Below are 11413 nucleotides of genomic sequence, written 5' to 3'. Positions count from 1 at the left end.
CCCCCCCCCCCCCCCCCCCCCCCCCCCCCCCCCCCCCCCCCCCCCCCCCCCCCCCCCCCCCCCCCCCCCCCCCCCCCCCCCCCCCCCCCACCCCCGGGTCGTTCAGAATCCCCGTCGGGCTCCGGGCGGCAGCGCCGCCGGGACGGGCACCATCGCCGTCTGTGTCTGTGTCTGTGTCGGTGCCTGCGACTGTGTCTGCTGCTGGCCGATCTGGCCGACGCGCTGCCACTGCGACTGCTGCCGTGCGCTCTGCACCCCCGCGCTGTACGCGCTGTACGAGGCGCTGAACGACCCCGGCCGGTACCCGGTGTAGGAGCCCGTGCTGTAGGAGCCCGTACTGTGCGGGATGTTGCCGAACGCGGTGAACCCCAGATCGTCCTCCCCGCTGCGGTCGCCCGGCAGTGAACGGAAGGTCTTGACGTACTCGGCGTAGAGCGCGTCGTAGATCGGCGTGGCCGATGGGCCGCCCTGGGAGTCCTGGGCCGGTCGCGCGGACGGGACCGACCCGAAGGCCTGGCGGCGGGGAACGTCGTAGGTGTGCACGTATGTCCAAACGACGGCACCCTTCAAGGGATGCGGTCGGGGAGCGTCCCGAAAGGGGCGCGGGGAACCGCGCGGTCGGCCGCGGTCGGCCTCGGCCGCCGTACGATCCGCCGTTCCCCGCTCCGCGGGCGAACTCAGGTCCCGGCGAGCGGCAGCGCCGCGCCGACCAGCTTCCCGTTGGCCGCGGCCTTGTCGAGGGCGTCCCGCAGCAGGTCCTCCCTCGGCTGGCGCCCGATGGAGCCGACCGGCGCCGCGAACATCAGCACCTGCTGGTGCTTGTTGGCGGCGGCCCGCCATCCTTCCGTCACCTGGAGCGGCTGGTGGGCCTGCCACCAGGCCACCGGCTGCCCGCCGTTGGCCGACGGCTGGAGCACGGCGTGCAGCTGGCCCATCGCGAGCAGTACGGACCAGCCGTGCTGCACCGGCGGCACGTCGGACAGCTCGGTGAGCGGCATGAAGCCCTGCTCGATGAGGAGCGGCAGGAAGTCGTCGCCGACGCCGGTCGCGCCGGGGCGGACGATCGGCGAGGTCGGCTCGACGACCAGCGCGGGGTGCAACTCCCCGGCGATCAGGACGAGTCCGCTGGTCACGCCGAGCACGGCCTGCTCGGGGGCGACCTTGTCGGGGTCCAGGTCGACGCTGTCGCCGTTGATCGAGCGGACCGCTCCCTGGAGCTGCTCCTCGGTCACCTGGACGACCTGGGAGGGCAGACAGGTGGCATGGGCGAAGGCGAGGACGGCGGTCTCGTCGCCGATGAACAGGACGGTGCTGGTGCGCTCGTGCTCGGAGTCGCCCGGGGTGCGGCAGGACGTGCAGTCGTAACTGCCCGGGGCGTTGTCTCCGGCGAGCAGCCGGTTGGCTTCTTCGTCGCCGATCTCGGCGCGTACCTCGTCGCTGACGTCGAGCATGCGCGGCACGGGTGACTCCCTCGGAAGGCGGTGCGGTGGCGGGGCCGGGAGGGTCCCCGGCTCATGCAGAGACAACGGGGGATCTGTGGTGGGAGTCACGCTGCACGGCGAACGGAATCGAACCGCCGAGCGCCGACGGTCACGACAGGTGCGGAATCGGACACTCTCTGTCAAGTAACGGGGAGGTCACGGAAGTTGGTTCCGTGAACTGACTCACAACGCATCCGAGGTGTTGGTCGACAAATCAGGAAATTCAGGCATGAAGTGGGTGGCCAGAATTGGTTGCTACTTGCGGTAACGGTCAACTGACCTGCGACAACGGGGAGTTGGTTGATAACGGCTCGTCAGGCTCCCTAGATTGCTCCGCCGTGTGCAGCGAGCACCGCTCGGGAACGTCCGCCGGCCGCGCAGAGCCAGACCACGCGCAGCATCACCGTCGGCGTGACGGGGACGGAGCGCCACACCCGCGTAGACGCGTGGGGAGCGCCCCGCCCTGGGGGAGACCCGGGTCCGTAGAGAGGGATCTACATGTCCGAATGTGCCGATACCACCCGCGAGACCACGCGCGCCGCCGGCAACAAGGCGCGTACGACGGCAGTCCTGGCCGGGGCGGCGCTGCTCGCCCCCCTGGGACTGCTGGCCGCCACCGGCAACGCCGCGGCGGCGGACAGCGGAGTGTGGGACCGCATCGCCCAGTGCGAGAGCGGCGGCAACTGGCACATCAACACCGGCAACGGGTACTACGGCGGGCTCCAGTTCTCCGCCTCCACCTGGCGTGCGTACGGCGGCACCGCCTACGCGTCGACCGCCGACAAGGCCAGCAAGGCGCAGCAGATCTCTGTCGCCACCAAGGTCCAGAAGTCCCAGGGATGGGGCGCGTGGCCGACCTGCTCGGCACGCGCCGGGGCGACCGGCAGCGCGCCGGCGACCTCCGGGTCCACCACCGGCACGACGTCCACGAAGCCGAGGTCGAGCACCCCGAAGTCCGGCTCCTCGAATTCCTCGACGTCCTCGAAGCCTTCGAAGCCCTCGAAGTCCACGACGCCTTCGAAGGCCCCCGAGCGGTCGACGGCCGGTACCTCGCGGGGCACCTCCCGCGGCGACTACACCGTCCGCGCGGGCGACACCCTCAGCACCATCGCGGCCCGGCACGGGACCACCTGGCAGCGCATCTACGCCGCCAACAAGGCCGTCATCGGCGGTGACCCCGACCTGATCGTGCCCGGCCAGCGCCTCGCGCTCTGAGCCCTCGCCCCTTCGGGGCAGCACCCCGCCCCGTCCGGTTCACCCACCGGACGGGGCGGCGCCGTCCCGGGCCCGGCCCGTCCACTCGGCCGCCTCGCCGCTGAACACCACACCACCGCGCCGCAGTTCGTGCACGAGCACCCGGTGGCCGTGCAGCGCGGGCGGCAGCCGCTGCTCGGCGACGACCACACACGCGTCGAGCCCGGCCAGCAGCTCGTAGGTACGGGCCGCGACCGCCGCGGACAGGCCCTGCGCGGGCTCGTCGACGAGCACCACGCGCGCGTGCGCCAGCAGGGCCCGGGACAGGGCGAGCATGCGCTGCTCACCGCCGGACAGGGTCCCCGCCCGCCGGTCGAGCAGCGGCTCCAGCTGCGGGTACGGCAGCCGGTCCGCCGCGACGAGGTCGAGATGCTCCCGGACCGTCAGCGAGCCGAACACCGCCCGCCGTTCGGGCACCAGGCACAGTCCGCGCCGCGCCCGCTCGAACGCCGGCGTCCGCGTCACGTCCGCCCCGTCCCAGACCACCGCGCCGCCCGACAGCGGCACGATCCCGGCCAGCGCCCGCAGCACCGTCGTCCGCCCGGAGCCGTTGCGGCCCAGCAGGACGGTGAGGCCCGGGGCGGGGGCGGAGAGGGTGACGCCGTGCAGGGCCTCCAGGGGGCCGTAGCGCACGCGCGCATGCCGCAGGGAGATCACGCGGGGGCCTCCCGTGCGGCGAGGGCGTCGAGGACGCGGTCGGGCGGGCCCGAGGCGACGATCCGGCCCGCCGCCATGACGTGCACGACGTCGGCGAGGTCCGCGACCAGGTCGAGGTCGTGCTCGACGACAAGCAGCGCGGTGCCGTCGGCGGCCAGCGCCCCCAGGATCCGGGCCAGCGCGGTCACCTCGGCGGTGTCGAGACCGGCGGCCGGCTCGTCGAGCAGCAGCACACGCGGGTCGCCCGCGAACGCCCGGGCCAGCTCGACCCTGCGCAGCGTGCCCGTGGGCAGCCCGGCGGCGGGCCGCGCCCGGACCGGACCGGCCAGCCCGAACAGCGCCAACGCCCGCTCCACGGCCGCTGGTCCGCCGCCGCGCCCCTGCTCGGCGCCCACCCGGACGTTCTCCTCCACGGTCAGCGACGGGAAGACGGCCAGCTGCTGGAAGGTGCGCGCGATGCCGAGCCGGGTGCGGGTGTGCGCCGGGAGCCGGGTGATGTCCCGCCCGCCGAACCGCACCTCCCCGCGCGCGGGGCGCAGGGTTCCGGCGAGGCAGTGGAACAGGGTGCTCTTCCCCGCCCCGTTGGGCCCGACGACGGCGGTGACCCTCCCGGGACGGACGTCGAGGTCCGCACCGGCGAGCGCGGTGAAGCCGCCGTAGCGGGCGTGCAGACGGCGGGCGGTGAGGACCGAGGGTGTGGTGGCGGAGGGCGGGGTGGTGGCGGAGGGGCGGGGGCGCGCCTCGGACGGCGCGGCCGAGACCCGGGCCCGCCCCGCAGCGGTCACCGGCCGCCGCACGCCCACCGTCCGGTCCTTGTCCGCCCCCAGCCGCGCCCGCACTCGTGCCCCCAGCGGCGTCAGCTCCCCCCTCGGCCACAGCCGCGCCCGCACCCGTTCGCCCAGCTCGCGCACCGCCTCGTACGGCCCCTGCGGGAAGCGGCCCACCAGGATGGCCAGGACGCCCACCAGCGCCGCCGCCACCCCGCCCCGGGCCCCCGCGTCCAACCCGACCAGCAGGGCCGCCGCGGCCAGGGCGCCCAGGGTGCTGTCGGCGCCCAGCACCACCACCGCCGCGAACCACAGCAGGCTGCGCACGGGGTCGTACGCGCTCGCGTCGAAGGCCCGCAGCCCCATGCCGAGCATCGCGCCGCCCAGGGCGGCCAGCGCGGCGCCCGCCAGGAAGGCCACGAGCTTCAGGGCGGGGACGCGGACGCCCGCCGCCGACGCCCCCGCCTCGTGGTCCCGCATCGCCGCCAGGGCCCGCCCGGCACGGCCCCGGCGCAGCGCCCGCGTCGCCAGCAGCGCGGCCCCGAGCAGGACCAGTTCCAGGACGTAGTACGCCCGGTCCCCGTCGAAGCCGGCGGGCCGGTGCAGCGCCAGTCCGGACGTGGCGTACGGCTGGGCGAAGACGAACCGGCTCACGCCGACGCCGACCGCGAAGGTCGCCAGGGCGAGCGCGAGGCCGCGGCGGCCGATCGCCGGCCAGCCGGTCAGCAGGCCGAGCGGGGCCACCAGGAGGACCGCCACGGCCAGCGCCGCCAGTTCCGGCAGGCGCGGCAGGCCCGGGAAGCGGCCCGCCGCCAGCAGCGCGGTGAACAGGGCGCCCAGGCCCGCGTACGCCGCCTGTCCGAGGGAGATCTGGCCGCCGCGGCCGGTGACCACCACCAGGGACAGCAGGATCACGCCGAGCGCGGGGACCTGGACCGACGTGTGCAGGTCCCGGCCCGCGAGGCCGAGCGGCAGCAGGAACAGCACCCCGGCCACGATCCACGCGCCGGGCGGCGTACGCACGCGTGCCCCCGCCGCACGCGGCAGCGCGTCCCGCGTGCCGATGCCGGGCAGCACGAGCGCGGCGACGAGCAGCGCCACCACGAACAGGTTCGCGCCGACCGCCTGGAGCAATGGCGCGCCCCGGCCCGACGGGTGCAGCCGCGTCAGCTGGCTCTGCGCGATCCCGATGCCCAACGCCACCACCACCGCGACCGGCAGACTCCGCATCCGCGCCGCCACCGCGACCGCGAGCACCTCCATCACGAGCAGCGGCAGACCATAGGGATCGAGTCGCACGTACGGCGCCAGCAGCACGCCCGTCAGACCGGCCGTGAACGAGCCGAACGCCCAGCCCGCCGCCGCCACCCGGTCCGCGTCGATCCCGCCGAGCACGGCGAGCTGCCGGTCGTCCACCACCGCCCGCAGCTCCCGCCCGAACCGTGTCCACCGGATCACCGCGCCGACCCCGGCCGCCAGCACCAGCACGACCGCCAACTGCCCCCAGGGATCCTCCGGCACCAGTTCGGGCGCGTCGTCGCGCGCCCCCGGCCCCCACACCAGTTCCGCCCCGCCCACGAGCAGCACGAACACCCCGATCGAGGCGACGAGGGTCTGGGCGGGGTCACCGCCCAGGACGGCCAGGGGCCGGAAGACGAACCGTTCCAGCACCACCCCGATCGCCGGTGCCAGGACCACCAGCGTCACCACCGCGGCCGGCCACAGCGGCCAGCCCCACTCCACCACGCTCTGCCGCAGCGCGTACGCGCACACCATGGCGATCGCCCCGTGCGCGAAGTTGAGCACGCCGGTCGCCCGGTGGGTGACGACCAGACCGATCCCGGAGAGCGCGGCGGCGCTGCCGACCGCGAGGCCGGCCAGGGTGAGGTCGTAGGTCAGGGACGACATCAGGAGTCCGCGGCGTCCGGCTCGCAGATCGGGCACGGGTCCAGCTCACCGCTCGCCAGCAGCCTGCCGTCCACCGGCACCGCCTCCGGCTTCCCGGCGACCAGCGGGCAGTCCGCGCGGTGCCACAGCGTGCCGCCCGGCACCATCCGCAGCTCGCCGCTCACCGCGACCGGCGCGGAGGCGGCCGCCGTGTCGTCCTCCGGCTCGGCCGGCGCGGCGGCCACCAGGAGGCCGTACAGCTCCTCCACGCGCGCGGAGGCGGCCTGACCGCGCCCGTACGTCAGCAGGACCGCGCCGGCCACGATCAGCGCGGCGCCCGGGATCGTGCAGGAGGCGAGGTAGGGCAGCTGCCGTTCGGCGTAGCGCTCGCCCGAGACGCCGTACCAGCCGACCGCGCACAGCACCGCGCCGGCGGCCAGCGCGGCCCAGCCGGCCCACAGGACGGGGCGCGCGGTCCGCTGTCGTCCTGTCCGCATCTCCGGCTCCCCGTGTAGGGCGTCTGGTCATGTCGGCCGATGGCTTGCACTATGCCTTCTGCAAGCTGACCCTGAAAGGACCGGGCGCGCACGCCCGGACCGACACCCGGCGGTGAGCCATGGTTCTCGGGAGCGACCTCGGGCGGCGCGACGCACGACGGGGTACGGCCCTGGCGGCCGCCCTGGTCCTGGTGCTCGCCCCGGCCCTCGCGGCGTGCAGCGACGACGGCGGCGACGGAGCGGAGGCCAGTACGGCCCCGATCACCGCCGGCGCCCCCAGCGCTTCGGCGAGCGCGCCCGCCGACCCGGCGGCGGCCGAGCGGAGCGTCCGGCAGAACTGGCAGACGTTCTTCGACCCGGCCACCTCCACCGCCGACAAGCGGGCCGTCCTGGAGAACGGCGAGCGGATGGGACCCGTCCTCCAGGCGTTCGGCGGCGATCAGCGCGGCGGACAGGTGGCGGCTCAGGTCGAGAAGGTCGAGTTCACCGGGCCGACGCGGGCGACCGTGACGTACACCCTCACCCTCGACGGCGCGACCGCCCTGCCGCACGCGACCGGCACGGCCGTCGAGCAGGACGGCACCTGGAAGGTGTCCGTCACCACGCTGTGCGCGCTGGTCCGGTTGAGCGGCGATGCCTCCTCGGCTCCGGGTTGCTGAGACCGCCGCCGCGGCGCTGCTGCTCCTGTTGGGCACGGGCTGCGGCAGCCGGCTGCCGGAGAGCGACTTCGAGCGCACCACGGCCCCCGCGGCCGCCACGATCAGGGTCGGCATCATCGCCAGCGCCACCAGCCCGGTCGGCGGCGGCGCCTTCACCGGCCCCCGCGACGGCGCCCTCGCCCATTTCGACCGGCTCAACGCGCGCGGGGGCATCGACGGCCGCCGGGTCGAGGTGCGGTTGTGCGACGACGGCGGCAGCGGCGTCGGCAACAACACGTGCGTGCACAAGCTGCTCGACGAGGACAAGGTCGTCGCCCTCGTGGCCACCACCTCCCTCGACTACGCCGGCGCCTCCCGTGTCTCCCACGCGCGCGTGCCCGACATCGGCGGCCAGCCCATCGGGGCCGCCTACGAAACCTGGCCGCACCTGTACGGCATCTACGGCAGCCTCGCACCCCGCGACGGCACGCCGGGCTGGGACGGCACGCTGTACGGCGGCACGGAGGTGTACCGCTACTTCAAGCGCGAACACGGCGCCCGCACCGCAGCCGTCGTCTCCTACAACCAGCCGGCGTCCGCCGCCTACGCCCGGCTCGTGGAACGCGGACTGAAGGCCGAGGGATACAAGGTCGTCGGTGAACAGGTCGACTTCGCGCTGCCCAACTTCCGCGCCGCCGCGGCCGACCTGAAGGCCGAGGGCGCCGACCTGGTCTTCGACGCCCTCGACACCCATGGCAACGCACAGCTGTGCCGGGCCATGGACGAGGTCGGCGCGAAGGTCACCGCCAAGGTGACGAACGTACAGAACTGGACGTCCGCCGTCCCCGAGGACTACAAGGACTCCCCGGACTGCCGCAACGCCCTGTGGGCCACCGGATCCAGCCGCAACCACCAGGACACCTCCGACCCGGCCGTACGGGAGTTCCGGGACGCGACGAAGGGCCTGAAGACGCACTCCCAGTGGCAGCTGGAGGGCTGGGCGGCCGCGATGTGGTTCACCCGGGCGGCCCGGTCGTGCGCGGAGCGCGGCATCACGCGCGCGTGCGTCGACGACCACATGAACCACAGCCAGGACTACGACGCCGACGGACTGCTGCTCCCCGTACGGTTCGAGCGGCTTCCCGCACCGCCGAGCACCCGGCGGATTTGTCTGTCGGTCGCCCGCTGGCAGGACGGCCGGGGCTGGGTCACCCAGGGGGACATGAACACCACCTGCTTCGACGTGCCACAACTGCCCTACACGCCGTGAGCCGGACTGGACGCATGCTGGAGACCTCTGAGGCAGTGGGGGACGCTGGGCGTCACCGCCCGCACGGGCCGCCGGGACGTCGACCGGCTGCGCGAGCTGGGCTATCCCGTCCACGCCAGCCCCGGCGGCGGCTACCAGCTGGGCGTCGGCGCCGAGTTGCCGCCGCTGCTCCTGGACGACGACGGTGGGGGTCCCCCCGCCCGAGCAGGGTTCGAGGGTGGGGGAGGTGGCCGTCGCCGTCGGCCTGCGCACGGCCGCCGGGCAAGGCATCGAGGGCATCGGCGAGACGTCGGTGCGGGCGCTGGCCAAGGTGGAGCAGGTGCTGCCGCACCGGCTGCGCCGCCGGGTGGGCGCCCTGAACGCCTTCACCGTGCCCCTGCTGCGCGGGCCGCGGTCCTCCGCCGTCGACCCGGCGGTCCTCACCGAACTCGCCCACCTCTGCCGGGACACCGAACTCCCGCGCTTCGAGTACCGGGGGCACGACGGCACGGTCAGCCGCCGCACCGTCGAACCGCACCGCCTGGTGTGCACCGAACGCCGCTGGTACGTGGTCGCCTGGGACCGCGACCGCGCGGACTGGCGTACGTTCCGCGCGGACCGCGTCACCCCCGGACCGCCGCACGGTCCCCGCTTCGAGCCGCGCGAACCACCTGCCGAGGACCTCGCCGCCTATGTGTCGAAGGGCGTCTCCACGCGCGTACGCCTCCCACGCGACGGTTCCGGCTGCTGGTGCCCCTGGCACGGGCCGCCGAGCGGATCTCGCCGTCGGCGGGAACGCTGGAAGCCGACGGGCCCGATGCCTGCGTCCTGCGCACCGGGGCCGCGAGCCTGGACGTGTCGGTGATGCACGTGATGATGACGGGCTTCGAGTTCGAGGTGCTGGAGCCCGTGGAGCTGGTCGGGGCGATCAGGACCGCCCGGGACCGGCTGGGCCGGGCTCTCGGGCGGACGACGACTCCAGAGCCGCGTACTCCGGGTGGTGCAGGTCGAACGCCGGGCACTCCGAGCGGATCTTCGGCAGGGACGTGAAGTTGTGCCGGGGCGGCGGGCAGGAGGTCGCCCACTCCAGGGAGCGGCCGTAGCCCCACGGGTCGTCGACGTCGACCTTTTTGCCGTACCTGGCGGTCTTCCAGACGTTGTAGAGGAACGGCAGCGTGGACAGGCCGAGCAGGAACGCGCCGATCGACGAGACCATGTTGAGCGCGGTGAAGCCGTCGGCGGCGAGATAGTCGGCGTACCGGCGCGGCATGCCCTCCGCGCCCAGCCAGTGCTGCACCAGGAACGTGGTGTGGAAGCCCACGAACAGCGTCCAGAAGTGGATCTTGCCCAGCCGTTCGTCGAGCATCCTCCCGGTGAACTTGGGCCACCAGAAGTGGAATCCGCCGAAGACCGCGAAGACGACCGTGCCGAATACGACGTAGTGGAAGTGGGCGACCACGAAGTACGAGTCGGAGACGTGGAAGTCCATCGGCGGGGACGCCAGGATCACCCCGGTCAGGCCGCCGAACAGGAACGTCACCAGGAAGCCCGCGGCCCACAGCATCGGGGTCTCGAAGGACAGCGAGCCCTTGAGCATGGTCCCGGTCCAGTTGAAGAACTTCACGCCGGTGGGGACCGCGATCAGGAAGCTCATGAAGGAGAAGTACGGCAGCAGCACCGCGCCCGTGACGAACATGTGGTGCGCCCACACCACGATCGACAGCCCGGTGATCGCCATCGTCGCGGCGACCAGGGTGAGATAGCCGAAGATCGGCTTGCGGCTGAAGACCGGGATGATCTCGGTGATGATCCCGAAGAACGGCAGCGCGATGATGTAGACCTCGGGATGCCCGAAGAACCAGAACAGGTGCTGCCACAGCAGCGCCCCGCCGTTGGGCGCGTCGAACACCCGCGAACCGAACCGCCGGTCCGACTCCAGCACCAGCAGCGCGGCCGCCAGCACCGGGAACGCCATCAGGATCAGGATCGACGTGAAGAGCGTGTTCCAGGTGAAGACCGGCATCCGGAACATGGTCATGCCGGGGGCGCGCATCCCGATGATCGTGGTGATGAAGTTGACCGCGCCGAGGATCGTGCCGAAGCCGGTCAGCGCCAGCCCCATGATCCACAGGTCGGCGCCGACCCCGGGGGAGAACTGCCGGCTGTTGAGCGGCGCGTAGGCGAACCAGCCGAAGGAGGCGGCACCTCCCGGCGTCAGCAGCGAGCCGAGCACGATCAGCCCGCCGAACAGGAACAGCCAGTACGAGAACATGTTCAGCCGGGGGAAGGCCACGTCCGGGGCGCCGATCTGGAGCGGCATGAGCTCGTTGGCGAAGCCCGCGAAGGACGGGGTCGCGAACAGCAGCAGCATGATCGTGCCGTGCATCGTGAACAGCTGGTTGAACTGGTCGTTGTCCATGATCTGCATGCCGGGCCGGGCCAGCTCGGCCCGCATCAGCAGGGCCATCGCCCCGCCGACCAGGAAGAACCCGAACGACGTGATCAGGTACAGATGGCCGATCTTCTTGTGGTCGGTGGTGGTCAGCCAGTCGACGACCACCCGGCCCGTGCTCCTGGCCGGTGCGGGTGGTGCCGTCGCCGCCGCGGTGTCCGTCCCCATCGCTCGCTCGCCCCTTCGCTTCTCGCGCCCCGGGCCTCCCTACCCGTGCCGCCCGCTCCGGCAGGGTGCGTACGGGGACGTGTGGGGGAGCCGTGTATTTCCTATGGGCCGTCAGCGCGCACGGGCCCTGCGGAATCGGAATGAAACGGATGCCGGGGACGGTTCTCCGGGCACTTTCCGCCGGGTTTATCGAAGGTTCGTGGCGACACGCGGGAATTGCGTTCGAATACGCGCGGAAGGCGTACGCGACGGGTCCCGAACCGCTCATATGTGTGAGGGAGTGGAACTGAAACGCGTGTCGTGATCCTGTGACAGAAGTGTGACCGGAGTGCTCCACATCGCGGTTCCGGGTTCCCCGGGTAC

At 73.2% G+C, this 11413-nt stretch carries 9 protein-coding genes and 2 pseudogenes; 5 read left to right on the top strand and 6 right to left on the bottom strand.

Features of this window, described 5'->3' with window-relative positions; translation table 11 throughout:
- Positions 1 to 102: 102 nt before the first annotated feature.
- Both ACZ6D7_RS42960 and ACZ6D7_RS42955 read right to left on the bottom strand, forming a co-directional pair.
- Positions 103 to 543, bottom strand: a complete 441-nt coding sequence (locus tag ACZ6D7_RS42960; protein WP_469503231.1) for a hypothetical protein — start codon at positions 541 to 543, stop codon at positions 103 to 105.
- Positions 544 to 677: 134 nt separating this feature from the next.
- The gene (locus tag ACZ6D7_RS42955; RefSeq protein WP_469503227.1) at positions 678 to 1460 is read right to left on the bottom strand and encodes a hypothetical protein; all 783 of its coding nucleotides are present in this window, start codon (positions 1458 to 1460) and stop codon (positions 678 to 680) included.
- Between the two features lie 519 nt (positions 1461 to 1979).
- On the opposite strand from ACZ6D7_RS42955, the gene ACZ6D7_RS42950 reads away from it, so the two are divergent.
- Positions 1980 to 2696 carry a transglycosylase family protein gene (locus ACZ6D7_RS42950; protein ID WP_469503226.1) on the top strand — a complete coding sequence of 239 codons (717 nt, stop codon included), beginning with the start codon at positions 1980 to 1982 and terminating at the stop codon, positions 2694 to 2696.
- Between the two features lie 39 nt (positions 2697 to 2735).
- Here the strand turns inward: ACZ6D7_RS42950 and ACZ6D7_RS42945 are convergent, their stop codons facing one another.
- Genes ACZ6D7_RS42945 through ACZ6D7_RS42935 form a run of 3 tightly spaced genes read right to left on the bottom strand, consistent with a single transcriptional unit; the run spans position 2736 to position 6543 of the window.
- Positions 2736 to 3392, bottom strand: a complete 657-nt coding sequence (locus ACZ6D7_RS42945; protein WP_469503223.1) for an ATP-binding cassette domain-containing protein — start codon at positions 3390 to 3392, stop codon at positions 2736 to 2738.
- A complete protein-coding gene (locus ACZ6D7_RS42940) occupies positions 3389 to 6067 on the bottom strand; it encodes an ABC transporter permease subunit (RefSeq protein WP_469503236.1) in 2679 nt (892 codons plus the stop codon). Before ACZ6D7_RS42940 ends, ACZ6D7_RS42945 begins: the two co-directional genes overlap by 4 nt.
- Positions 6067 to 6543, bottom strand: coding sequence for a hypothetical protein (locus tag ACZ6D7_RS42935; protein WP_469503220.1), 477 nt, complete (start codon positions 6541 to 6543; stop codon positions 6067 to 6069). Before ACZ6D7_RS42935 ends, ACZ6D7_RS42940 begins: the two co-directional genes overlap by 1 nt.
- A 119-nt stretch (positions 6544 to 6662) precedes the next feature.
- On the opposite strand from ACZ6D7_RS42935, the gene ACZ6D7_RS42930 reads away from it, so the two are divergent.
- From ACZ6D7_RS42930 to ACZ6D7_RS42915, 4 genes and pseudogenes are all read left to right on the top strand, one after another.
- Entirely contained in the window at positions 6663 to 7202 is a 540-nt protein-coding gene (locus ACZ6D7_RS42930) for an MTB12 C-terminal domain-containing protein (protein WP_469503217.1), read from the top strand.
- Positions 7177 to 8451, top strand: a complete 1275-nt coding sequence (locus ACZ6D7_RS42925) for an ABC transporter substrate-binding protein (RefSeq protein ID WP_469503216.1) — start codon at positions 7177 to 7179, stop codon at positions 8449 to 8451. Before ACZ6D7_RS42930 ends, ACZ6D7_RS42925 begins: the two co-directional genes overlap by 26 nt.
- A 184-nt stretch (positions 8452 to 8635) precedes the next feature.
- Positions 8636 to 8998, top strand: a pseudogene (locus ACZ6D7_RS42920) (helix-turn-helix transcriptional regulator); the annotation flags it as partial.
- Positions 8977 to 9306 (top strand): annotated as a pseudogene (locus tag ACZ6D7_RS42915) (hypothetical protein); the annotation flags it as partial. The pseudogenes ACZ6D7_RS42920 and ACZ6D7_RS42915, both read left to right, overlap by 22 nt.
- Positions 9307 to 9358: 52 nt before the next feature.
- On the opposite strand, the gene ctaD reads toward ACZ6D7_RS42915, so the two are convergent.
- Positions 9359 to 11050, bottom strand: a complete 1692-nt coding sequence (gene ctaD, locus ACZ6D7_RS42910) for an aa3-type cytochrome oxidase subunit I (protein ID WP_469503213.1) — start codon at positions 11048 to 11050, stop codon at positions 9359 to 9361.
- Positions 11051 to 11413 lie beyond the last annotated feature (363 nt).

The organism is Streptomyces sp. NPDC041784 (assembly GCF_055591025.1).
This window is presented reverse-complemented; position numbering and strand designations above follow the sequence as displayed.

Coding starts and splice junctions, on each gene's coding strand:
- ACZ6D7_RS42950 (WP_469503226.1), top strand. CDS start 1,980: ATGTCCGAATGTGCCGATACCACCCGCGAGACCACGCGCGCCGCCGGC.
- ACZ6D7_RS42940 (WP_469503236.1), bottom strand. CDS start 6,067: ATGTCGTCCCTGACCTACGACCTCACCCTGGCCGGCCTCGCGGTCGGC.
- ACZ6D7_RS42935 (WP_469503220.1), bottom strand. CDS start 6,543: ATGCGGACAGGACGACAGCGGACCGCGCGCCCCGTCCTGTGGGCCGGC.
- ACZ6D7_RS42930 (WP_469503217.1), top strand. CDS start 6,663: ATGGTTCTCGGGAGCGACCTCGGGCGGCGCGACGCACGACGGGGTACG.
- ACZ6D7_RS42925 (WP_469503216.1), top strand. CDS start 7,177: ATGCCTCCTCGGCTCCGGGTTGCTGAGACCGCCGCCGCGGCGCTGCTG.
- ctaD (WP_469503213.1), bottom strand. CDS start 11,050: ATGGGGACGGACACCGCGGCGGCGACGGCACCACCCGCACCGGCCAGG.